Source organism: Pontibacter diazotrophicus, from assembly GCF_003367245.1.
Classification (GTDB): Bacteria; Bacteroidota; Bacteroidia; order Cytophagales; family Hymenobacteraceae; genus Pontibacter; species Pontibacter diazotrophicus.
Genome location: NZ_QRGR01000031.1, coordinates 15,746 through 37,957 on the forward strand (window position 1 = coordinate 15,746; position 22,212 = coordinate 37,957).

Sequence of the window (22,212 nt, forward strand, 5' to 3'; positions counted from 1 at the left end):
ATTACTCACTGAGGTTACGCAACACCAAATTATAGTTTGCTTTAACCTGTAGATTGCCTGACGGTTAGAAACTGCCCTTAGCTCCAGCGGAGTGGCCTGTAAACATATCCCCAACAGGTCGCTCCTCTGGAGCTAAAGATTAGAGAAAATCTTTTTCTATCAACAGGTCTTCCCGCTGGGACTTCTGGGTAACGTCAGTTACTCATTATAAGAAAGTAAGCTGCTGAAGACATGCCCCAAAGTCCTCTGCTCGGCCCGCCTGCATGAAATTGCTCACTTCAATTAACACACTGACAAATAACCTCCATACATACCGGGCGCAGAGCAAGATGAAGCAAATGAAAAACCAGTCCCTCATCAACTTGCCCACTACTACCATGCCTCTTAAGCCAGAAAGCTTAAGCTGCTCTAATAGCCAGAAAGCCAGTTTATCTTGCTGGTTAGGCCAGGAATAATTATCAGCCGCTTGTATATGATATCAGGAGTTTCCAGCATATCTTAATACCGTTTTATATAGCTGTCAAGGCATCCGGTAAAAGAGATATTGTATGGATAAAAATAGCCAACTCAACCGAACACTGGGCCTGCGCCTTGTCATTGTGGTTGTTATCGGGAACATTATAGGGTCCGGTGTGTACAAGAAAGTGGCTCCTATGGCAGCAGAACTCCAGTCACCGGGATGGGTACTTATCTGCTGGGTGCTGGGAGGTATAATTACTTTGTTCGGGGCATTAAGTAATGCGGAGGTGGCGGGTCTGCTGGCAGACACGGGCGGGGAGTATGCTTATTACAAGAAGATTTACAATCGCTTCTTTGCCTTTATTTTCGGGTGGTCCTTGTTTACCGTTATTCAGACAGCGGCCATTTCTTCGCTGGCCTATGTTTTTGCGCAGTCTCTCAACAGCATTCTTCCCCTGCCGCAGCTTCTGGGTTCCCTGGCAGATTTCTCCATTGGTGGCGTTTTTTTTCCGTTCGCTGATCTGAGTGTAAAGCTTACGGCCATTCTCCTTATTGTTGTGCTGACCTGGGTGAACATGAGAGGGATTAAATCCGGGGCAGGACTTAGCACCGCTATTCTGCTGCTGGTATTTGCAGGCATAGGCGTTATTGTCTTTTTCGGGCTTGGCAACAGCCAGGCCGAGATAGGACGAAACTTTGAACTGGCAACAACTTCCCCTACCCCCGTTACCTTCAGCGCTGTTTTCGCGGCCATGCTGTCTGCGTTCTGGGCTTACCAGGGCTGGGCGGCCATCGGCTATGTTGGTGGGGAGATAAAAGACGCCCATCGCAATATCCCGCGGGGCATCACCATTGGCGTGTTCACGGTTGTTGTTATTTATTTGCTGGTGAACATGACCTACCTTTCTTTATTGCCTGTTTCAGTTCTGGAGCAGGTTCATGAGGCAGGAAACCAGATTGCGGCCGTGGAGGCTATCAGAAGCTTCTGGGGGTATGGTGGTGCAGTATTCATTTCTGTGCTTATCCTCGTTACCACCCTGGGCTGCACCAATGCCACGATTCTTGCAAGCTGCCGCACCTATTATGCCATGGCCAGGGAGGGTCTCTTCTTTCCTAAAGCAGCAGAGCTGAACCAGGAGCAGGCACCGGCCAGTTCACTTCGCTACCAGTGTATCTGGGCTTGCCTGCTGGTGCTCTCCGGCACATTCGACCAGCTGACAGACATGATCATTTTTGCAGTATTCATCTTTTATGGGGCCACTACGCTAGGCGTATTTATTCTAAGAAAGAAAATGCCGCATGCGCACCGCCCTTACAAGGTATGGGGTTACCCGGTGGTTCCTGCTATTATGATACTTTTCTGTGCTGCCCTGTTCTTTAACACGATTTTAGTGCGTCCGCGTGAAGCGTCGATCGGGATGGTGCTGATGCTTACCGGCATACCGATGTACTGGTGGTTCAACAAAAAGAGAAGGGAAAGAGCCCAGGTTCCAACGAATGAGAAGGTTGTTTCTTAAACCTAACTCTGAATGTCCTAGGAAAATACACGCTTCTTACAGGCTTCATTTGATGACATGGCCATTAACCTGATTTCATTTTCTCTACTCCACCCGCATAACATCAGGCGCCTTCAGGAAATGTTTATCCAAGCGCTTCATTATAGATTCATCTATGTCTTCTGGAGATAGAAGACTTACTATTAATGCACTTTCTTCGGGATTTGACTACAGGGTCCTTCGTACCTGATAAAAATATTGATCCACAGCGCCCTGGACAGCCTGAAGATGATTGGTAGAAAACCTATAACAACAACGGCTACAACGCCCATCATCATAGCCATGGTTACTTCCTCCACAAACTGATAAAGGATTGCCAGCGTGACTAAAAAGATAGCCACATTAAAGCCGAAGCTAACGTACATGGCTCCATAGTAATATCCTGGCTCCGGCTCAAAAGACTGTCCGCAGCAAGGGCAGTACTCGTGCATGTTCGCAAATTTAGTGCTGTACAAGGTGCCTTCCGGAAACATATTCCCTTCCCGGCATCTGGGGCACTTCACTGCTGCAATGCTATATAATAAAGAATGTCTCTGGCTCATTTCACTAAAATTTACTTACTCACACAATTCAGATACGAAGCATTTTGCCCTGTATACGGGACTAAGGCTTCAATTTACAATGCTTTTATTATAAATTATATAAATTCGGATTACTATAGATAGCTCATATAAGCACATTTTTGATTTCCAATCAGGGAGACTAAAAGGCCTTGTAAAACAAAAATTTGAAATCAAGACCGCCTCCACATTGGTGGCTGAAAAGTTTGTCTATCTAACCAAATCATAACCTCGAAGCCTTTTAAAAAGTGTACACCAAAATCCAAAGCTGTGTACCCCCTTCTTCTGGTCTTTGCTATACAAACCACTTCTTACTCATCTTCCTGGTTCTCAATGCAAAACTTTTGTTTTACAGCTTGTCGCTGAAAATTGTGATTCTGTTTTCCTGTAGCAGCGTCTCCCTTTTTTTGCTATATTTAGACTATGGCAGTGAGCGCTGGTGGTCATACAATATAGAGGTTCGGCGAACTTTATTTTATTTGATTTCCCGCCCATTGCTAATGCCCATCAGCAACACCCTTGCTTTTAGTACTTTATCCAGCTAAGCATATGACAAGAGCTCTCTATTCCATAAAAAACAGCACGCGTTATACCGCTGTTGCCTTCCTGCTTCTCCTGTTGTTTCCGCTGCTGAGCCTGGCGCAGGTAAACAGAAAAGCTGCCGTACGCGGCAAGGTGCTGGATGCACAAACAGGACTGCCGCTGCCTTACGCCAATGTGAGGCTTTTTAAAAGCGTTGACAATGGATTGATATCAGGAAACATGACAGATGAAGAAGGGCAGTTTACGTTGGATGCTCCGCTTGGGGAGCACTATGCCCTGATAGATTTCATGGGATACAAAGCCTTGAAATCAACAGTGTTTACGCTTACGCCTGAGAACCCAACTCACCATTTGGGCACATTGAAGCTATTAGTAGCGGAAGCCACCGCCTTGAAAGAGGTGGTGGTGCAGGCCGAAAAAAGCACCATGGAGTTGTCGTTGGACAAGAAGATATTTAACGTAGGGAAGGATTTGGCAAACGCAGGCGGCTCGGCTACCGAAATTTTAAGCAATATACCATCCGTTTCAGTAGATGCCGAAGGAAACGTGAAACTGCGCGGCAGCGGGAATGTACGCATCCTGATTGATGGAAAACCCTCCGGACTGGTTAGTTTTAAAGGAGGAAGCGGACTGCAGCAATTGCAGGGAAGCCTGATCGAAAAAGTAGAAATTATCACCAACCCCTCAGCCCGCTACGAAGCCGAAGGCATGTCCGGCATCATCAACATTGTGTTAAAAAAAGAGCGTAAAAGTGGGTTCAACGGTTCTTTCGAGGTAATAGCCGGTGAGCCTACCAATTACGGAGGAGCCGCCAACGTGAATTACCGGCATAAAAAAATAAACTTCTTTTTAAATTATGGCCTGGCTTACCGCATTACCCCCAGCCTGGGCTCCCTTTACCAGGAACTGACTAGCAACAATACAACTTCAATTTTAAGGCAGGAACATGATACCCGGCTGAAGGGCTTCAATAACAACATCCGGGGCGGACTCGATTATTTTTTCACTGAAACAAGTATCCTCACCGCCTCCTATATGTTCAGGAGGAGCGATGCCAACCGCGTCCGGAACATCCGCTACGAAGATTACCTGGCCAGCCAGGAACTCCAAAGCTATACCGCCCGACAACAGGTTGAAGACGAGGACGAGGTGAATGCGGAGTATGCCATCAGCTACAAGAAAACATTTGCCAGGGAAGGACAAGAGCTTAATGTTGATTTCAGGTTCCTGGATTACTGGGAAAACTCTGACCAGGTATACACCCAAAACACCTTTTTCCCCGACGGTACGCCCGAACCCGCTACAGCATTGTACCAGCGCTCGCTGAATGACGAGTATGAAAAACAATACCTGACACAGGTGGATTACGTGCAGCCTATCGGCGAGGGCGGCAAACTGGAGGCAGGCTTAAGGAGCAGTTTCCGGGATATGGTAAACGATTACCTGGTAGGAGATCAGAATGCCGCAGGGGAAATAACGCCGCTACCGGGCCTGGAGAACTACTTTATTTATAATGAGAATATCAATGCCCTGTATGGCATCCTGGGGAATAAAACAAAGAAGGTCTCTTACCAGGTGGGATTGCGTGCCGAACACACCGATGTGAAGACCACACTCCGGGAAACAAACGAAGTGAACCCGCGGCGCTACACCAATTTATTTCCGAGCGCACATTTTACATATAACTTACCAAAGGAAAATGCACTGCAAATCAGCTATAGCCGCAGGGTACGCCGACCGGTTTATTTCGACCTCAGCCCTTATTTTACTTTGTCCGACAGCCGGAATGTGATGGGTGGTAACCCTAACCTCAACCCGGAGTTTACGAATGCCTTTGATTTTGGGCACATCAAGTATTTTGAAAAGGGGTCTATGTCCTCATCCTTGTTTTACCGGCATACCACGGGCAGAATAACAACCATACGACGGGTGAACAACGAAGGAATCGCCACTTTACGGCCTGAAAACCTGGAGGCAGAAGACGCGTTTGGCCTGGAGTTGATTGGTTCGTTTACGCCTGCCACCTGGTGGAAAATGGATCACAGCTTTAACTTCTTCCGGGCGATCATCGACGGCAGTAATTTTGAGGAAAACTTCAGCACCGATACCTACAGCTGGTTTACCCGCCACACGTCCCGGTTTACGCTCCCCAAGGCTATTGACTTACAGGTGCGGGCAAATTACGAAGCGCCTCAGAAAACACCTCAAGGCACTCAGAAAGCCCTGTACTATGTTGACCTGGGTATCAGCAAAGACATATTTAACAGAAATGGCACCATTACCCTCAATGCCCTGGACCTGTTTAACTCCCGCATCACACGGTCTGTGCAACAAGGCGAAAGTATTGAAGGAGTTTCCTTTTACACCAGCAGTAAAAACCAGGGGCGGAGAAGGCAGGTAAACCTCACGCTCAGTTACCGGCTGCACCAGGCCGCCCCCACCGGCAGTCCCAAAACCCTGTCTCCCGAATAAGGCAGCTGCGTTAATGTTCTTGACACGCCCTTCCTCTGCTAAGAATTTGCTTGGATTGTTGTAGGTCTTTTACAGCCACTGGTGTTAGTGCTGACCTGAAGCATGATAATTAGCGAATTGGATAAAGTTTGCCCAGTCATACTTTGTTAAATCATGAGCACCTTCCCTGTTGTGGTAACCCAGGTAAGAATTGATGATGGGGCTGTTGACTGCTGGAGGTTCGGGAGTAAGCGCTGAGTGCCTTCTGTATAGTTTATAAGCCTTCTGGGCATGCAACAGAGAAAGGTATGAGCCCTTTGGGTCGGCCCAAAGATCTTCCGTGGCACTGGTAACATAAACGGGCCTTGGCGCAATGAGGGAAAGCAGCATATGCTGATCAACCGGCAAGGCAGCTTCATTCTCATTATACTTTTTGTAATTGTCCGCGAACCAATGGGGGAACTGGTCATTGATGACTTTCACAGTCTCACCGAATCTTCTTCTGGACAAGGCCGCCCCTGTGTTTCCGGAACAGTTGGAGTACACCATGGCAAAGCGCTGATCCTGCGCACCAGCCCACAATGCGGCCTTCCCTCCACGCGAGTGCCCTACAACCGCAACTCTCCGGGCATCTATATCCTTGTCTTCCTGAAAATAATCCATCACTCTGCTGGCGGCCCATGCCCAGGCACCTATTGCTTTCGTTCCGTTGTCAGCGCCCTCTTGTTCAGGGTAAAGCTGCAACGCGCCCTCCTGGTAGGTATCTTTGTTATCAGGTGCTGCATCGCTGACATGGAAAGCGGCTACGGCATACCCACTGTCAATAACCATTTCTGCAGGCCAGAACGCACTTTTGGTAGTTCTTGAGGGATCGGTGTTGCTCTTGTCGCGGTTATTAATTAACAGGAATGCCGGCACCGGTTTCTGAGGTTTGGTAGGCACGAAAAGAACAAGATTGATATCGGCTGACTTGTTCTTTCTCCAGACAGTAATGGTTACCTCTTTTAAATGTGCCTGTCCATCCATGGCATTTACAACATCATTGGTAAGGGTGAAGGCGATGCTGTCATACCCCTGGGGCATTTGCCCATAGACATTGTTTTCAAAAAGGCGCAGCACTTCCGGTCTTCTCTTTTTTTCCCAGGCTGCTTTATTGTCTACTACAGTTCCGTCTGCCGATGCAAGTACTTCTGGTAAAGTATAGGCGGGCACTTTAGACTCATCGTAATTCTGCGCTTGTGCCTTGTTGAAGAGAATCAAAACCGCGAGGCACATTACTATTCCTTTTATCATAAGCCTTTACTTTTCTGTTGAACCTGTTAGCTGAGTTAATTGGAAACAACCAACGGGAAAGAGATAGCTGCAGCACTTGCTCCTCATCCCATTAGCAACTGAAGTTACGCAAAAATTTACTTAAGCTGGAAAAGTACCCTTCGATAATAAGGGTGTTTAATTCTAGGCGATTCTCCCCTTGAGGGGAGCAAGAGGGGTGTTTACATGTGCAGAGAAATTGCTATAAAACCACTTTTCTAGTCGTCTGCCTCCGTTACGGACACCCCTATAATCCCCTCAAGGGGATAGTACCGGATAGTGAAACAGCCTTATCATTAAAAGGAGACAAAAAACTACTTGCGTAATATCAGTTAGTAAGATAACATTTTTATTTCTCCTACAGATCTTAAGGCTGTCAACTAAGCTAATTTTTGGAGTATACTTTTGAACTGCTCACAAGTAATAGAAGTAGGCGACGTTGCCACAATCACACGGAAGCTTATTCTCTGTTCAGGCTTCTTTTAACACTTTCTCCTTGCTCGTGGTCATTTCAACGATATCATGCAGGATCATGTAGAGGCAAGGTACAATCACTAAAATAATGGCTGTGGCGAAAATAATCCCGAAACCGAGCGAAATAGCCATTGGGATAAGCTGGTAAGCTTGTCTGGATGTTTCCAGGATGATGGGTGTCAGTCCGCCGAAGGTAGTAAGGGTAGTGAGGATGATTGGTCTGAATCTCCTGATGCCTGCTTCGTGGATGGCATCATAAGCAGAGAGTTCTCCCCTGTGTTTGTTGGCATAATCGATCATGATCAGCGAATCGTTCACCACCACCCCTGAGAGTGCGATGATGCCCATCAGGCTCACCAGAGAAAGGTCATACCCCAGTAAGATATGGCCTATCACCGCTCCTACCACGCCAAAGGGAATAGCCAGCATAACAATAATAGGCTGGATGTAGCTGTTTAACGCCACCGCCAACAAGGCGTAAATAAGGAGCATGGCAATGATAAAACCTGACCACAGCGCCTGCGTGGATTCCCGCATCTCTGCCTGGCTGCCCTCAAAGGTCCAGGTAATACCCGGGAAATCCGCTTTTAGCTGTGGCAGCATTTCTTCGTTCAGCGACTTTAAAACACGGGTCTGGGCATTGGCCGGCTCTACATCCATCCCTACATTCACCACCCTGCGTCCGTCCCTCCTGTTGATATTAGTAAACGTTTCCCCTTCAGCTACCTTCACGACGTTAAGCAAGGGTACAGCCGTGCCATCAGGTGCCCGGACGATAAACTCTTCCAAGTTATTCATGTCCTTCCGCTCTTCCCTAGGCAGCTTCACGCGGATCTCTGTTTCGTTGATGCCACGCAATTGGCGCATGGCCAAAGCTCCGAAAAACGCGTCCCGCACCTGCTGCCCTACAGCGGAGGGTGTTAGGCCCAGGCTTCTGCCTTCCGGTAACAACTCAAAACCCATCTGCACTTTTCCCATGTTAAAATTGTCACTCACATCCCGGGTCTCTTCAAAAGACTTTACCCGTTCCACAAATGCCTGACTCGCCCGCTCCAGCACTTTAATATCGGTATGGCTCAGGTCCACACTAATGTCCTGCCGGGCACCTCCGGGTCCCCTTTCCGCCTCAAAAGTAATCTGATCCACCCCCTCAATGTCACCTATTTCATCACGCCACAAGGCAATGAGCTCTTTGGCGCTCATGTCCCTTTCATCAGGCGGTTTCATCACTACCTCCACATCAATGAAATCCTTTCCGCGTACATTGGTTTTGATACCTTCGGCTACTTCATACAGATTGTGCTCCTCGAACATGCGCTGCGTGGAGTTAGTGATTTCCGTGGCTACTTTAGCGGCCTGCTCGGTGGTGGTGCCCACAGGCAATCTTACTGCGGCCTCTATTTCATCGGCAGCTACTTCGGGCATCAGGACCATGCCCATGTGATCGCTGTATCCAAAGCCCCCTACTAAAAGCAACAAGGCCATTGCCGTACTCAGGGTGATGTACCGGTTACGCAGGCAAAGATCCAGGAAAGGGCGGTAGAAGCGGTGGACAAAGCGATTGAAAGCCTCCGCAATGGACTTTTGCCAGCCCTCCAGCTTCCGCACTGCCTTAGACGAGTTCTTCTTTGGCTTGTGCGCCACATGAGAGGGAAGTATGAACAGCGCCTCAAAAAGCGAAACTACCAGCACCACAATAACAACCATCGGTAAGGGCCACCAGTATTTACCGGTCTCCCCGGGAATAAACAGGAGTGGCACAAAAGCGATAATAGTAGTCAGAATACTGAAAACAACGGGTTTAGAAACGTCTTTGGCACCCAGTATGGCCGCATCCATAAAGCTGTAACCCTTCTGGCGATACTCATAAATGTTCTCACCCACCACAATGGCGTCATCCACCACTATACCCATCACAATCAGGAACCCAAACATGGAAATCATGTTAATGCTGATGTCCACCAGCGGTAGAAACACCATCGCCCCAACAAAAGAAATAATCATTCCCATCATCACCCAGAATGCCAGCCGGTATTCCAGAAAAAGCCCGAGGATCACCATTACGATCACGATGGCAAGTAAACCGTTCTCTGTTAAAAGCGACAAACGCTCCCTGAAATCTTCTGCCCTGTTACTATCAATCCTAACGCTTACACCGGGTGGAAGGGATTTCTCGTAGTCTGCCAGAATTTCCTTTACAATATCTTCAATTTCCAGCGGGGATTGTTGGCCTATCCGGAAGACTTCCAGATCCACGGTGTTCTGCTGGTTAAACTGCCCGTGAAATCCTGTTTCCTCGAATCCATCGGTAATGGTGGCTATATCGCCCAGTTTCACGGTGGCGCCCGATTCCGAGGAAATGATGTCGATGTTGCTATACTCTTCTGCCCAGAGCTTGCGCTCCTCCATTCTCAGCAATATCTCTCCGGCCTGCGTTTCTATAGAGCCGGCGGGCACATCCTGGCTCGACTGACGGATAATGTTGGCTATCTGGCCCAGCGTCAGATTATATTCCCGCAGGCGGTGCTCGGGGATTTCCACATGGGTGATAAAGTCGGGAACGTTTCCGATCTCTACCTGCGTAATTTCATCGTTGGCCAGAAGCTGGTTGCGTAATCTTTCTGCTAGTATGCGAAGTGTCCATACCTCTACGTCCCCGAACAAGCCTATTTGCATCACATCCTGCTGCCGATCCTGCAAGACAACCTGCGGCTGTTCTATATCATCCGGAAAAGTCTGTATCCGGCTTACAGCCTGGTCAATATCCTGAAATGCTTTCATCCTGTCGGTACCCGGCACCAGCTCTACCGTCACATTTCCGGAGCCTTCGTTGGCGACGGAGGTGACCTCCTTTATCCCCTGCACACCTTTGATGGCTTCTTCAACAGGAAGCACAATCCCCTGCTCTGTTTCAGTTGGTGCAGCCCCGGGATATACCACGCTTATCTGCACATAATCCAGCTGGAATTGTGGGAATACCTCTTTCTGGATGTTGTACATGGTCCAGAATCCGCCCCCTATCAGTATAAACATTAGGAGAGTCGTAATAATGGGGTTGCGTGCCATGAATGCGATGGCACCTTTGTGCGTTTCTTCAGCCGGTTCTTTTGATTCCTCCATAAGCTTTATTCCTGAACCTCTTCATTTTCCGTCGTGTCCTGCGGAGACTCCTCTCCCTCTGTACGTAAACCAGAGCCCTCCACTACTGTGGACAGGTCTGTCGTTACAACTTTATCATCATCGGAAAGGCCTTTCCTGATATAGGCATAATCGGCATCCTCAAACAGGATGTCCACCTCCCGGATACGCAGCTTTCCCTCGTCCATGACCCAAACGGTTTCGCCCTGCCGGAGGTAGTCGCGGTTAAGCCGGATGACATCCGGTATCTCCCTGGCCTGAATATGGGCTTCCACGAAGGTGCCAATCATGAGCGGTGGTATCGTATCCCGTTCTGTTTTACGTACCAGCGGATCCGGAACCGACACCAGCACCCTCGCCATTCGCGTCTGCACATCAAGCGCTCCCACTAACCGGAACAACCTGCCCTCCCTATACTGGCCCTCCGGCCAGCTGCTGGCATTTATGATCTTCACATCCGAGCCGGAATTGGCCTCTGCTTCCGCAAAAGTGAGCCAGTTTACTTTGGCAACGGGAACATTGGCGGCTACCCAGTACTCGTCCATTCCCACTAATTGCCCCAGCTCTGTTCCCGGTGCCAGCTGAGAGCCTACATTGGCATTTCTACTGATGATGTGGGCATCAAACGGAGCCCTGATGGTTGTGCGCTGCAGGTTAAGCCGGGCTTGCTGTACGGCAGCCTCTGCCGCAGCAACAGTAGCCCTGGCAGATTCCAGTTGGGGCCTGCGGAGCACGAGGTCCTGGTTTTCACCGGAGAGTTCTTCTCCAATCAGCTCATAATCCTTCCGGGCAACATCCTGCCGCCCCATCTCAACACTTAAATCTGCTTTGGCCAATTGCAGATCACTCATTCTCAGTTGCAGGGTGTTTCTATAATCAGCAGGGTTTATCTGGAGCAGTACTTCGCCTTTTTTCACAAAAGAACCCGGGATAAAGTTTTCTGAAATGCTTACCACCTCCCCTCCTACCTGTGTACTTAATGTAATGTCTTTTGCCGCCTGCACGGTTCCTGTCGCAACCACTGTAGGGGTATAGTTGCCTCTGTTCACCTGCACCACGTCCACCAGCATGGCAGTCCTTTTAGCTGCTCCTTCACGCTGCGCTTCCGGTGCTGTCATAAATACAAGCAAGGTAATGGCAACACTTACCAGAAGTATAGCTCCACTGATGATGAACGTTTTCTTTTTTGTCATCTACATAAATAAATTAGACTTAAGCCTGTGCTAGTGATTTTACGGTTCTTCCTCCAGCATAGGCTCTCTTTCTGTTTCAAAGCCACCTGCCAGCGCCCGGTACAAGGCTATCCTTATTTCCAGCAGCTCCAGTTCTGCATTGATGAGATCCCTTTGAAGCTGTTGTTGCTGATTCAGGGTCACCAGCACATCGAGGTAGGCGAGTGACCCGTTGAGGTATTCCACCCTTAGCTGGCCAAAAGTTTTCTCTGCCAGCTCCACCTGGTTCTGAATCACTTCTACCCTTTCGAGCTGCTTTGTTTCCTGAATCAGAGCATTTTCAATTTCCTGGAAAGCGAGGAGCACCGTCTGCCCGTAATCGTATCGCAATTGCTGCCGGATAGCCTCTGCCTGGTTTACCTGTGCCCTTAACCTGCCTCCGTAAAAAACGGGTGCCAGCAAGCTGCTGCCAAGCGAAATAGCTTGTGACTCGAACAATCCTATCAGCGTATTTGATCGGAGGGCTGCATTGAGCGAGAGGTTTAGCCGCGGATATCTGTTGCTGATGGCGGCAGCCACTTCCCTATCGGCTGCCTGTAGCCTGTAAAACGAGCTTAGTACATCAGGCCTTCGGTTGACAAGCTGTAACGGCACACCGGTCAGGGGTAATGGCGGTAAATCGGGTAGTTGGGCAGGGGCCTCCAGCAGCTCACCGGGCGGCTGACCGAGCAGGATGGAGAGCTGGTTTTCAAGCATTTCCTTTTGCAACTCCAGCGCTATCTGTTGCTGTACAGTGCTTTCTATGAGCTGCTGCTGCCGCAGAATATCGACACCCCTTACCTGCCCGCTGGCAAACCTGTTCCGAATAAGCGCCAGCACCTGTTCATTGGTTTCTATCTGTTCGCCCAGCAGTTGAAGCTGAATATTGGTGGCTTTTAGCCTGAACCATGCCAAAGCAACTTCACCTGTCAGCGTGACTGCCGCTGTTTTGTAATCATAAAAACTGGCTTTGAACCTATACTCTTCAGCATGTATGCTATACCTAATCCGGCCCCAAAGATCTGCTTCGTAATTTGCCCGCAGGGAAAGCTGTGTATTCTCCCCCCCTACAAAATCAGGTTCAGGCCGGCTTATCCCGCTTTGTAGCTGTAGAAACACGTCAGGCACCCTGGCTGATGACGCTATATTCACCAGTGCCCGGGCCTCCTGAAACTGGTACCAGAAAGCATTCAATGGTAAAGTGGAAGCTAATGCGGAGTCTACCAATAGATTGAGTTCCGGATCTTCAAAGGCCTGCCACCATTGGTCCGGCGCCTCCGTTTCGCCAGGCAGGGAAAAAGTCTGTAAAGTTTCATAGGGCAGGTTGACTTCGGCAACCTTGCGGGAACACCCCATTAGCCAGCAGATAGTAAAGCAGCAAAGAAGCGACATACCAGGTATAGAACATACCGGTGCTTTGGTGGAGGTGCTTATAAAAATGCCTTTTTTCAATATTTTTTACATTTCATTAAAAAATATGAATTGGTCTTGTTGATTGATTTTAAATGTGTTGGCCTAGACTATATAACCAATAGTAGCTATATAAGGTTATACTTGACCTAAGATGATTTTCCTCCTTTCTAGTTTAGGGAAGTACTGAAGATTTAAAACGGTAAGGAATTTAGTGGACTGGAGCAGTGCTCACCTAAATCAATTGCTACAGAACAGGCAATAAAGTCTGCATGAGTGACTACACATTAGTGGGAGAGCTCAGGAAGCTGTTCAGTTTGTAGGAGTTAGGGCTATGACTGAACGAATTACTTTGCAGAAGCGGGAGTGCGGCAGAAGGCAGTGTTGCTGAAATGATGGCCTGAGGGGGCCTTTACCTTGGCCTCCCCAGGCAGTAGAACTGTTTATGATTTTGCAAAGGTGCTGTGTTTTTGCTACCGCTTAGACAAGCCAATGGTGACAATAACATGATCTGCCTCTTTTATAGTTGAGCCGGCACCATACTGCGCTTTCTCTAAACGAACCTGCCACGACATAGCGGAACCTGTAATGGAAGTAATCTCAAAATCATGTAAGCGGCCGTTATGATAAAACTGGAGGTAATCATTTCCATTCTTTTGAAAAGAAGTGTAAGTACATGTAGTCCTGGTTCCAGTGTTATAGGTTGTGGTTACCTCAGGCGCATTAAAATGAAAAGTGGTCACCTTTTCATCTGTCTCTGCATGCATCAGTTGCCCCGAAGCATTATAATATTTGAGTTCCTGGGTAACCGTGCTCCAGGAGCCTTCCAGTTGAACCTGGTTTACATCAGGAGTGGGCGCATCTTCTTCTTTGCAGGAGGCCAGGAGAAGGAAGAGCAGGACGGGCAGAAGGAATAGCTTTTTCATGAACATCCTATACGCAATATATATTATAAAGTATATATAAATTTATCTTTTTTATCTGCTACACCTATTTTCGTATTAGTTTAGTTATAACCACAACAATAAAAGCATTTAAATAAGGATGGCGCATCTCCTTTTATTCCATTTTTATTTAAACATCTTTTTAGCCTTGATATCCCATACAGAGACTATGTGCAGCAAAACAGAGCCTTTAACAATGGAAAGCGTATGCATAAAAAGACATATCTTATGTTCAACACCGGTTGCTGTAAAATACGAACTCGCTCCCAAAGCAAACCTATAGTGCAGTAAAGCTGGAGGTGATGTCAGTGGAAGAGTCCGGGTGGCATTGTGATTATGCCTAGCTGACTAAGAGTAGGAAGAAAAAGAAAGCCCATCAAAATCTCATGTTATGGACATTAACGCTCAAAAGGATGCTGTTAGAATTTTCGAATTTGCATTTCAGGAACTAGAACGGAAAGCAAATGAAGGCTTGAATAATTTAAGCAGGTTAACAGGCTCCGAAAAGGGAATCCATTTGACTGACCTGAATAACAATGATGCCTTAGGCTCGAACACTTTATTAGCTTCACAAACTATACCAGCGATAGTTGTTCTTAGCTTAGCGATAGAACAGGCTTTGAAAGTGCTGATCAAACAAGAGGGTGAAGTTCCTAAGCATGTGCATGAGTTGAAGATTCTCTTCAACCAGCTGCCCATATTTTTACAAGACGAGATAAAAGCCTTTGTAACGACAGACCTGACCATCACGGAAGAAGCCTTTGAGGATCATCTCTTAGAAAACAACAATGCCTTTGTGAACTGGAGATACTTTTATGAGAAACAGGACACCGGCAGTTTAAGCTTTCTTAAGTCATTCTTTGATAGCCTGAAAACTAAGATTGAATAGGAGGCACTTTTAAAGGAGATAGAGAAAGTTAAAAAAACCAACTGTCCCCCTCCGCAAAGTAGTTCACCAAATATATCCTGCATCAGTTTGCCCCCATCATACAAAACGACAAATGTAAAGGAGAAGCATATGGGATTTAAAATGAAACAGCAAATCATTCTGGCCTTTTGCTTCCTGATTACGCTAGGGATAACCGGCTGCCAAACCAGCACCGCACGAGTTGGAACCGCCAATGCACCAACCGCAAATAATAAAATGGCGCCTCAAAGGGTGGATATTAGGGGAAGTATTATTATGAGCCGTTATGACCAGGGGCAGGTCATACTGGAGGTCGAAGGCTTTCCCTCCCAGTACTCCCGCTTTGACCGGGCGTATGTGCTCGTGCTGCCAACCACCCAGATTGTAGGCCCAGACGGGCAGTCCATCAGCCTAAGCGAGTTACGACAGGGGCAAAATGTGGCGATCCAGCTGAGAGGCGGCGGCCAGGGAAACTTAGTGGGTCTTGGTGTTGCCCGGCAAGTATGGGTAGAAGAAACTAATTGACACAATCAGCGGGTTAAGCTGAAAATAAGTTCTTTCAGCGCCTGACTGCGGCTATATTCTCCTCCCAATAGCGCTGCTATTACATTTAAAATGAGTTTTGTCAGCACCTGAAATCACTCATTTCGCGCTATACACTATGGCACTGTTTGGCTATAGCAGCAATGTAGTTGAAAGCTTCTTAAGCACACGCGCAAGCGTCACCTCTACACCTGCATCAGCATTAATTTTAAACAGGTGCTCAGAAGGTAGTTCATCAGGTTCCTGGTAAATACTCCTGAGCAAATTAAAATCTTCTAACCGTGCATCTGAAACTACCTGTTTGATTATGTTTCTTACAGCCAGCCTTTTCTTCATCACCGCTTCGGAGGTCTTCATCTCTAAGAAGTAATATGGAACGCGTGCTTTGGCTAATGCCTGCCCGAACAGATCACGGTGTTTCGCCAGACCGAAAGTTGCATCTATCACTACACCCTGGAGGCCTTTTACCCGGGTAAGTGTTTCTTCCAGCAGCGTTTGGTATACTTTATCGGTAATTGGCAGGGAGTATAAGCTTTGCCGTATCTTCGGGTCAGAACGTTGGTAGAGGGGCAATCCTGCTGTTTCTTTCCGCAATACGTCACTGCTCACACATTTCCAGTTTAATAGCTTGGCTAAACTTTCAGCCAGGGTCGTTTTGCCACAACCACTTCTGCCGCACACAATCAGCACAGCAGGTCCTGAACCAAAAAGCGCATACTGTAGCGCAAGACTCACGTAGCTCTTAGCCTCTTCCCTGCTGGCCTCCCGCTCCACAACCGACACCTCCTGTTCACTAGCTTTTATACATTCTACCTTGGCCCGAACACAGGCCCGGTAACATTTATAGAAATCGACCAACAATAGCATATCCGGGTCATGCAGCAATTCGGCCATGCGAGTAGTAACGTACTTTGACAAATCAGGGCGATCATGATGGTCAAAGTCCATTGCCAGAAAAGCAATATCGGAGGCCACATCTATGTAGCGGAAACTGTCATTAAACTCAATGCAGTCGTAGATACAAACTTTATCCTTCCGGATGTGAATGTGCTCCAGGTGCAGATCGCCATGGCAATCCTGGATTCTTTGCTCCTCCACACGCTTAGAAAACAACCCCTGGTTATCCTGAAAAAAACGCTGGAAGTAGTGCCGGATGGCCTCCAGAGAGGCCGGGTGCACGGCAATGCCTGTATGCTGTTCTAGTGTGGCGATATTTTCTTCCACTGCCTCCCTGATTTTCCCCAGGTTGCCGTAATGTGCTATAGAGGATTCTGAAGAATACTTCTCATAAAAATCTTTCAGAATTCCCAGGACTGCACCCAGCATACCAAGGGTAACTTTACCGGCCTGCAGTAGCTGGTTCAGAAAATAGCCATCCGGCAACTGCTTCATCTGAAGGGCATAATCAACCAGTTCTCCTTCTGTCCCGAAAAGCAGCTGCCCGTCCTTCATGGCAATTGGAAGTACGGCTATGTAAATGCCGGAACAAAAACGGCTGTTCAACTCAAGTTCTCGCTCGCAGTTCCTTTTTCGCTCCTCCAGTAAGGTAAAATCAAGAAACCCTAAGTTCACCCGTTTTTTAACTTTATACACAAAAGGAGGTGCTATCGCCAGCACAGAAGCATGTGTTTGCCGGATCTCCACATGTGGAGGGTGGTGCGGAAAAGACGAAGGGTTACGCAAAAACTCAATAAGTTCTACCATTGGTTTATCTGTTAAGCCATCAGGCTGATTAAAAGCTTGTACGTACCTGTCTCCCCTGCCAACGATGCTATAGGCTCAGCTCAAACCAGCGACAGAAAACGACATTGCCAGTAATAGCAAATACGCTCCTTAGGAAGTACTGAGAATAACAGCAATCAGGAATAGTAGTACTTTAATCAGAACACTTTACTTTATTATACCTGAAATACTTGAGCCAAATCAATTAAGATTAGTACAACTACAATACAGCGTTAGCCTAAAGATTCAGAAGGACAACCTGCTATCCCGAAACGTAAGTTTGCTGCTTACGAGTATTATCAGTAGGAGCATTACACCTGTATAGTTCATCCTGTTCTAACACACTTCTTCCCCCCTCTTCTACTGATTTTAGGTTTGACCGAAAATCAGATTTATAATCAAACAATCCTCACAGTAACTGTGCTCAGTTACAGATGAAACAACAACCATACATAAACTGGATCTTCATTTGATTTTAGGAGATAAGAGTGAAACTCCGGAATCCGGTATAGCCATAGCGTATTGTAATTAGCGCAGCAACAGTAGCACAACAACGCACCACCGATCGCATTTTTGCAAAAAAAGCTATTAAAAACAGATAGTTTTCTATAATTTTCTTCCTAAATCATCTAAAACAAATAAATAAACCCAGATAATGAAGAAAATTAAAGTAGGTGTCGTAGGCACGGGCTTTATAGGCCCCGCTCATATAGAAGCGCTTCGGCGGCTCCCAAACGTAGAAGTAGCCGCCCTCTGTGAGTTAACCGAGGATATGGCCAAAGAAAAGGCTGCCGGACTTGGTATTGAGCGCTCCTATACTTTCGAGAACCTGTTGAAACAGGACGATATTACAAGCATTCATATCTGCACCCCTAATTTCCTGCATTATTCTCAATCGAAGGCGGCCTTACAGGCGGGCAAGCACGTGGTGTGCGAAAAACCGTTAGCCAAAAACTTAGAAGAGGCGGAAGAACTGGTACGTATAGCCGCCGAATCCGGCCTGGTAAATGCCGTACACTTCAACCTGAGATACTACCCGCTGGTGCGACAGATGAAAACCATGCGTGAGAAAGGAGAACTGGGTGAAATTTATTCTTTTATCGGGTCGTATCTGCAGGATTGGTTGTTCTATAACACCGATTATAACTGGCGCTTAGAACCTGACAAGTCCGGGGATTCCCGCGCAATCGCTGACATTGGCTCGCACCTGATGGATGTTCTCGAATACATCACCGGCCTTAAGACCACTTCGGTAATGGCTGATTTCAACACCATCCACAAAACCCGCAAGAAGCCCCTGAAGCCTGTGGAAACTTACTCCGGCAAGTTGCTCACTCCCGAGGATTATGCTGATATGGATATTACCACCGAAGACCACGCCAACGTTTTACTTCGCTTCGATAATGGGAATAGCGGAGTTATCACCGTATCGCAGGTATCTGCTGGCCGTAAAAACCAAATGAAGCTGGAGATTTCCGGTTCAAAGCAAACGTATGCCTGGAATTCGGAGTCGCCCAACGAAATGTGGGTGGGCAACCGCGACGGCGCAAACCAGGTACTCCTGCGCGACCCGTCGCTGGTGCACCCGGAAGTGCGCTCGCTAATAACTTTTCCTGGTGGCCACAACGAAGGATTCCCGGATACCTCGAAGCAAATGTTCAAAGAAGTGTATGCCGCTATCGAAGCGGGCAGGCAGCCCGAAAATCCAACCTTCCCAACATTTGCAGACGGTTACCGCGAGCTACTAATCTGCGAGCGGATTCTGGAATCGAATCGCAAGCGCGGATGGGTAGCAGTTTAGTTCGGGAAACATTGTTGAATAAGAATCTTTTTTGCTAAAAGTTAGAAGAGGGTATCCATTCTGGGTACCCTCTTTAAATAACCGCCTAAGCTTCTCCGGGAACTATCTCAATGGGCCTTATTATGTAATGCGACATAGTATGATAAAGGCTTTCCACTGTGTCAGCTTATAAAGTAGGTATAGGAAAAGTTAAGGCAACTTTCTTCATCCATTAATCTTCAACAGTTCAGTTAATTTCTTTGTCCAGCACCTTTAATGCCCCTACCAGACCGTCCTGACCTATTCCCCTGTAAACAATGTTGCCCTGTGGGTTAATCAATATGACGGAAGGGAAGGAAGTAACTCTGTAGCTTCGAACGACACCCTTTTTGCTTTCGTCAGACATATTTTGGAAAATTTGCGGCCACGCCATTCCGTGCTTTTCTATCATCCCGCTGAGCTTAGCCCTGTCCTTTTCCTCGTCATAGGCAATGCCCATGAACTGCACCTTTTTGCCCTTGTACTTTTCATATGCTGCCTTCGTCTCGGGTATTAGTTTGATGCACGGGCCACACCATGAGCCCCAGAAATCAAGCAGCACATATTGCCCTCTGTAATCCGAGAGCGAAACTGCATTGCCTTTCATGTCCTGAACAGTGAAGCCTGGCGCAGGTTTGCCTGCACTCACAGAGGCCTCAAGCTGGGCTTCTTCCCGAATAGCCTTCGCAATGGAATGTTCCTGAAGCTCCTCGCCAAGGATATCCAGCAGCTGCCTTTTCTTTTCTTTTCCAAAAATCTGCAATTTAAACAGGCTTAAATACGAATCAGGATGTTCTTTAATATACTTTTCTGACCGAAGACGCTCCGCGTCCATAATCTCCTGCTGCTGCTTTTCAAGCTCTACTCTCCTGCTTGGGTCCAGGTTTGGGGCCTGCATGCTGTCGGATAGGGCAAATAGCCTCTGCCTCGCAGGTATAATAAATTGTTTGTCATAAACTTTGAATTCATCTGTTAAACGTGAACCCGTCACAGATGACTCCCATATTGCCTTACTGTCTCCCTCTATTTGCACGTTGCTGTCCAGGAAGAATAATATACCTCCAGGCACACTGTCAACAGTTACAGTATAATAATTAAGCTCTCCAGGCTCATGAGTAAAGGCAAACTTGTCCTTTGCAGACACAGTAGAGTCCAGTAGTATGTCCTGATTATGCGCGTCTCTCACAAAGAGATACACCTTCTTGTTGCCAATACCGTCTATCTTACCCTCGACAGACAGGCTTTGCCCGAAACAACACAGTGGAGCAAAAACTACCGCTGCTAATAACAGAAATTGAAAAGCTTTTTGAGAAAGTGTCTTCATGGTTTTGTTTGGTTACAGCAAAGCATCTGCTTTACATTTTGAGAGAAAAATAACAGGAATTAAAACAAGCAATACTTCATATGTCGTTTAGCAATTATACCCCTTCTTGTTCATACATGAGACATAAGTTATTGAACATTAAATAATTGTTTGGCTTAGGCATGTTGTATAAAAGAATAAATTGCAGAATCATGCCTGTTGCTTTCATATACAAGTTTTGACTAAACTTTCATCTTAATGGGTTATATTATAAATATACTAATTTAAATCAATACATTATATAATAGTGTAGTGATAAAATACTATCGGAAATAATACAGACTTACACAACTGACGTAGAGCAGAGCCTGAGCAGCTGTTTCAGGTTTTCGTCTCTGCAAGAAACTGTGATTAGGATTATGTATGCAGAAACAGAGCTTTGCAGCGGCCACACCCTCAGCTCTATAAATCCCTATGTCTCTCCCGCTGAATCAGAAGGCAAGAGGCTGATATTCTCCTAAAAATTATTACATTGAAGAAGCTGGTTACGATAATCCGAATCAGTAAACTCCAACACCGGATTTAAATGCAAATGGTTTATTTATAACATCCAGCCCTATCAAGAACAAAAATTCACTGAGGCTGACAAATACAATTTCGCTGCGTATGGCGTTCCCATAATAAAGGTATGGTTAGCCTCATTTATAAAGCAAACAACATGAAAACATCAGTAAGATTGATAGCCATTTTATTGGTGTTGGCGGCCTGTTCAAGGCAGGAAAAGCCCGATGAAATATTGATTGAGGGCTTTGTAAATGTAGTCCCGGATGGAAAGGTATACCTCACCCATGCGCACGACCCTAAAGAGATCGTGGATTCTACTGAAGTTGTAAACGGACACTTTAAATTTGTGTTAAAACCTGACGCTTCCTTTGTGCCGTTTCTGGCAAGTATCCATTATCGTGATAGTACATTTGTTGAAAACAACATGATAAGACAAATAGCCTTTCTGAACACCTACCAATCAAGCGTAAAAAAGAAAGCTGGAATTTCGGCTTTTTTTCAGGGAAGAGAAAACACGAAAATAATAGCGGATCCAAGTACTCCCAATACTCCGGTGATGTGGACGTTTCACCTGATTACCGGTGGGAAAGACAACATGCTGTACCAGAAATTCATGAACAAAGGCTTCGGCAGCCTTGATGTTCCTGACTCCGCAAAGAGGCTAGCCAGGCTAAGCTATTTCATGAAAACCATTAAGCAGCATCCTGATTCATACTTCTTGTTATCAGAAATTTACCAGAACAAAGAAGCCTATACACAAAAAGAGCTGAACAGTTTTTTGTCTCTTTTCGATAAAGACGTTCTGAATTCAAGCACCGGGAAGAAGTTCTACAGCTACCTTGCCAACATGCCCTCTCCGAACAAGCCCTATCCCAATCTGCTCCTCACCAACGCTATGAATGAAAAACAGAGAATCCTGAGCCCCGACGCCCGGATGAATTTGTTAGTGTTCTGGGCCAGCTGGTGCGGCCCTTGCCGCCAGGAAATACCAGCTTTAAAAGAGATAAATCATACCTTCAAAGATAAGGGCCTGAACCTGGTCAGTATCTCTATAGACAGAGACACCAGCAGTTGGCGAAAGGCTTTGACACAGGAAAAGATGGACTGGCAACAGTATATTGTCTCGAAAGAACAAATGGAGTCAGTTCAACAGCAGTTTAATTTTTCGGCTATTCCGTTTATCGTGCTAACTGACAATTCAGGCAAAGAAGTTCTGAAAATACTGGGCTACAACGAAAACAATATAAAAGAAATAAATGCGGCTATCCGAAAGAATTTAGCAAGTAAATAAAAGCTA

General features: G+C 46.7%; 14 protein-coding genes. 6 read left to right on the forward strand and 8 right to left on the reverse strand.

Translation table 11 applies throughout. The features are described 5' to 3' along the window. Positions 1-548 precede the first annotated feature (548 nt). Entirely contained in the window at positions 549-1,976 is a 1,428-nt protein-coding gene (locus DXT99_RS21960; protein ID WP_115567749.1) for an APC family permease, read from the forward strand. 182 nt (positions 1,977-2,158) lie between these two features. Here DXT99_RS21960 and DXT99_RS21965 read toward each other — a convergent pair whose 3' ends face one another. Next, positions 2,159-2,518, reverse strand: coding sequence for a DUF983 domain-containing protein (locus tag DXT99_RS21965; RefSeq protein ID WP_246000942.1), 360 nt, complete (start codon positions 2,516-2,518; stop codon positions 2,159-2,161). 606 nt (positions 2,519-3,124) lie between these two features. Between DXT99_RS21965 and DXT99_RS21970 the strand changes: the two genes are divergently transcribed. Beyond that, positions 3,125-5,590 (forward strand): outer membrane beta-barrel family protein, encoded by a 2,466-nt coding sequence (locus DXT99_RS21970; RefSeq protein ID WP_115567751.1) that lies wholly within the window; start codon positions 3,125-3,127, stop codon positions 5,588-5,590. A gap of 84 nt (positions 5,591-5,674) precedes the next feature. Here the strand turns inward: DXT99_RS21970 and DXT99_RS21975 are convergent, their stop codons facing one another. The 5 genes from DXT99_RS21975 to DXT99_RS21995 form a co-directional block, all read right to left on the reverse strand. Then, positions 5,675-6,862 carry a glucuronyl esterase domain-containing protein gene (locus tag DXT99_RS21975; RefSeq protein WP_115567752.1) on the reverse strand — a complete coding sequence of 396 codons (1,188 nt, stop codon included), beginning with the start codon at positions 6,860-6,862 and terminating at the stop codon, positions 5,675-5,677. A gap of 489 nt (positions 6,863-7,351) precedes the next feature. After that, on the reverse strand, positions 7,352-10,474 hold the full coding sequence (locus DXT99_RS21980) for an efflux RND transporter permease subunit (RefSeq protein WP_115567753.1): 3,123 nt from the start codon (positions 10,472-10,474) through the stop codon (positions 7,352-7,354). Positions 10,475-10,479: 5 nt separating this feature from the next. Beyond that, positions 10,480-11,685, reverse strand: coding sequence for an efflux RND transporter periplasmic adaptor subunit (locus tag DXT99_RS21985; protein WP_115567754.1), 1,206 nt, complete (start codon positions 11,683-11,685; stop codon positions 10,480-10,482). Between the two features lie 39 nt (positions 11,686-11,724). Continuing rightward, on the reverse strand, positions 11,725-13,155 hold the full coding sequence (locus tag DXT99_RS21990; protein WP_115567755.1) for a TolC family protein: 1,431 nt from the start codon (positions 13,153-13,155) through the stop codon (positions 11,725-11,727). A 431-nt stretch (positions 13,156-13,586) separates the two neighbouring features. Beyond that, complete coding sequence (locus tag DXT99_RS21995; protein WP_147294274.1) at positions 13,587-14,039, reverse strand: hypothetical protein; 453 nt, start codon at positions 14,037-14,039, stop codon at positions 13,587-13,589. Between the two features lie 409 nt (positions 14,040-14,448). Between DXT99_RS21995 and DXT99_RS22000 the strand changes: the two genes are divergently transcribed. Next, the gene (locus tag DXT99_RS22000) at positions 14,449-14,946 is read left to right on the forward strand and encodes a hypothetical protein (protein ID WP_115567757.1); all 498 of its coding nucleotides are present in this window, start codon (positions 14,449-14,451) and stop codon (positions 14,944-14,946) included. Between the two features lie 141 nt (positions 14,947-15,087). Next, positions 15,088-15,489, forward strand: a complete 402-nt coding sequence (locus DXT99_RS22005) for a hypothetical protein (protein WP_147294275.1) — start codon at positions 15,088-15,090, stop codon at positions 15,487-15,489. A gap of 150 nt (positions 15,490-15,639) precedes the next feature. Here the strand turns inward: DXT99_RS22005 and DXT99_RS22010 are convergent, their stop codons facing one another. Further along, positions 15,640-17,211 (reverse strand): bifunctional aminoglycoside phosphotransferase/ATP-binding protein, encoded by a 1,572-nt coding sequence (locus DXT99_RS22010; protein WP_115567759.1) that lies wholly within the window; start codon positions 17,209-17,211, stop codon positions 15,640-15,642. A 673-nt stretch (positions 17,212-17,884) separates the two neighbouring features. On the opposite strand from DXT99_RS22010, the gene DXT99_RS22015 reads away from it, so the two are divergent. Continuing rightward, entirely contained in the window at positions 17,885-19,030 is a 1,146-nt protein-coding gene (locus DXT99_RS22015) for a Gfo/Idh/MocA family protein (RefSeq protein WP_115567760.1), read from the forward strand. Between the two features lie 226 nt (positions 19,031-19,256). Here DXT99_RS22015 and DXT99_RS22020 read toward each other — a convergent pair whose 3' ends face one another. Further along, positions 19,257-20,372: a TlpA disulfide reductase family protein gene (locus DXT99_RS22020; RefSeq protein WP_115567761.1), complete on the reverse strand. Its 1,116-nt coding sequence runs from the start codon at positions 20,370-20,372 to the stop codon at positions 19,257-19,259. 697 nt (positions 20,373-21,069) lie between these two features. On the opposite strand from DXT99_RS22020, the gene DXT99_RS22025 reads away from it, so the two are divergent. Continuing rightward, positions 21,070-22,206 (forward strand): AhpC/TSA family protein, encoded by a 1,137-nt coding sequence (locus tag DXT99_RS22025; RefSeq protein ID WP_181885218.1) that lies wholly within the window; start codon positions 21,070-21,072, stop codon positions 22,204-22,206. Positions 22,207-22,212: the final 6 nt, after the last annotated feature.

Bases quoted from the DNA above. Each gene is read 5' to 3' on its own strand.
- DXT99_RS21960 (WP_115567749.1), top strand. From the start codon at position 549: ATGGATAAAAATAGCCAACTCAACCGAACACTGGGCCTGCGCCTTGTC.
- DXT99_RS21970 (WP_115567751.1), top strand. From the start codon at position 3,125: ATGACAAGAGCTCTCTATTCCATAAAAAACAGCACGCGTTATACCGCT.
- DXT99_RS21975 (WP_115567752.1), bottom strand. From the start codon at position 6,862: ATGATAAAAGGAATAGTAATGTGCCTCGCGGTTTTGATTCTCTTCAAC.
- DXT99_RS21980 (WP_115567753.1), bottom strand. From the start codon at position 10,474: ATGGAGGAATCAAAAGAACCGGCTGAAGAAACGCACAAAGGTGCCATC.
- DXT99_RS21985 (WP_115567754.1), bottom strand. From the start codon at position 11,685: ATGACAAAAAAGAAAACGTTCATCATCAGTGGAGCTATACTTCTGGTA.
- DXT99_RS21995 (WP_147294274.1), bottom strand. From the start codon at position 14,039: ATGAAAAAGCTATTCCTTCTGCCCGTCCTGCTCTTCCTTCTCCTGGCC.
- DXT99_RS22000 (WP_115567757.1), top strand. From the start codon at position 14,449: ATGGACATTAACGCTCAAAAGGATGCTGTTAGAATTTTCGAATTTGCA.
- DXT99_RS22005 (WP_147294275.1), top strand. From the start codon at position 15,088: ATGAAACAGCAAATCATTCTGGCCTTTTGCTTCCTGATTACGCTAGGG.
- DXT99_RS22010 (WP_115567759.1), bottom strand. From the start codon at position 17,211: ATGGTAGAACTTATTGAGTTTTTGCGTAACCCTTCGTCTTTTCCGCAC.
- DXT99_RS22015 (WP_115567760.1), top strand. From the start codon at position 17,885: ATGAAGAAAATTAAAGTAGGTGTCGTAGGCACGGGCTTTATAGGCCCC.
- DXT99_RS22020 (WP_115567761.1), bottom strand. From the start codon at position 20,372: ATGAAGACACTTTCTCAAAAAGCTTTTCAATTTCTGTTATTAGCAGCG.
- DXT99_RS22025 (WP_181885218.1), top strand. From the start codon at position 21,070: ATGAAAACATCAGTAAGATTGATAGCCATTTTATTGGTGTTGGCGGCC.